The sequence below is a fragment of the Coprococcus sp. ART55/1 genome (assembly GCF_000210595.1).
In the GTDB taxonomy this organism is placed as follows: domain Bacteria; phylum Bacillota; class Clostridia; order Lachnospirales; family Lachnospiraceae; genus Coprococcus; species Coprococcus aceti.
Genome location: NC_021018.1, coordinates 1,098,812 through 1,099,988, shown reverse-complemented (window position 1 = coordinate 1,099,988; position 1,177 = coordinate 1,098,812). Strand labels below are relative to the sequence as shown.

General features: G+C 35.9%; 2 protein-coding genes. Both read right to left on the bottom strand.

Translation table 11 applies throughout. The features are described from left to right. Positions 1-180, bottom strand: a 180-nt coding sequence (locus CCU_RS05225; protein WP_208896011.1) for a hypothetical protein, incomplete at its 3' end; no start/stop codon positions are given. 26 nt (positions 181-206) lie between these two features. Then, the gene (locus CCU_RS05220; RefSeq protein WP_015533835.1) at positions 207-1,070 is read right to left on the bottom strand and encodes a hypothetical protein; all 864 of its coding nucleotides are present in this window, start codon (positions 1,068-1,070) and stop codon (positions 207-209) included. Between the last annotated feature and the right edge of the window lie 107 nt (positions 1,071-1,177).

Genomic DNA, 1,177 nt, shown 5'->3' with positions numbered 1-1,177 from the left:
ACATAATAACAACAATGCAGATATAAGCACTACATAAATTCCATTATTTCTCCAGAAACAAACAGCAAGCATACTGATGGTGCTCCACACAATATTCCACTTATTGCTCCAGAATTCTTCCGGATTCATTATCAGTTTTATATAATATATAAAATATGCAACAAATATTGCTGTAAACATGGTATCCTTTAATACCGACTGTACCATCATCCCCCATGTTGGATACAATGCAAGATATACATAATTGCTGTCGCCATGTTCTTTTGGGATATATCATGAATGTATATAATCAGCTTTGTAAACACAAATCCCGTAAACACTACTTCAAAAAGCATCATCAGAAATATTCCAAGATAATCATTTGAGAAGATTCTTCCCAATCTTATCAAAAGCCCCATAAACAATGAAGAAACGACCGGATGGTGATTAGAAAATGGATACTGTCCCAAAGCCTGATTTATCTGGTTCATAGCATCAGTTGTAACGGAGCCAGGGAAATATGCAATTATATATGACAGCCATGCTAATATCAAGCCTCCAAACATATACAATTGCAACCTTCTTCTATCGCATTTTAATGATTGCTCTTTTGCCCTATATTTCTCTACCCCTGCTCCGATCATGAACATAAAATAGTATATCAATAATGCATATCCGGCAAATACTGCCATGGAAACCAGTGCATAAAACTTACTATAATATACAAACGATAAATCTCCATTCGATTTAAAGCTGTCTCCAATGATCATAAATATTGCAAGTATTATGGATGTGACTATGTATATCCACTTACGTGCCACTGTCTCTGAACGAATCTGTTTCTTTACTTTCCAGAAAAAAGCACACAACAAAGCCCACACCATGTCAATCACAAGCATGTCATACTTCATACTGTTTTGGTACCATGCGAGAGCCTTGGAAATAATCTCCTCTTCTGTTCCTATATCGAGTTCTTTCCAGCTAATAGTAGTTTTTGAGATCAACAATGCAAATGTAACAATTGTTGACAATAAAACTGTCTCTAATACATACTGCCAGCTACTTTGAAATGTCGTTTTCCTTTTATCCATTTGCGTCTCCCTCTTCATTAACATTTTCTACGCTCTATTCTTAGCGGCCCCCATAAACATGACAACCGGAACAACTATTCCAACGATCATCATGACAACGGCTATAA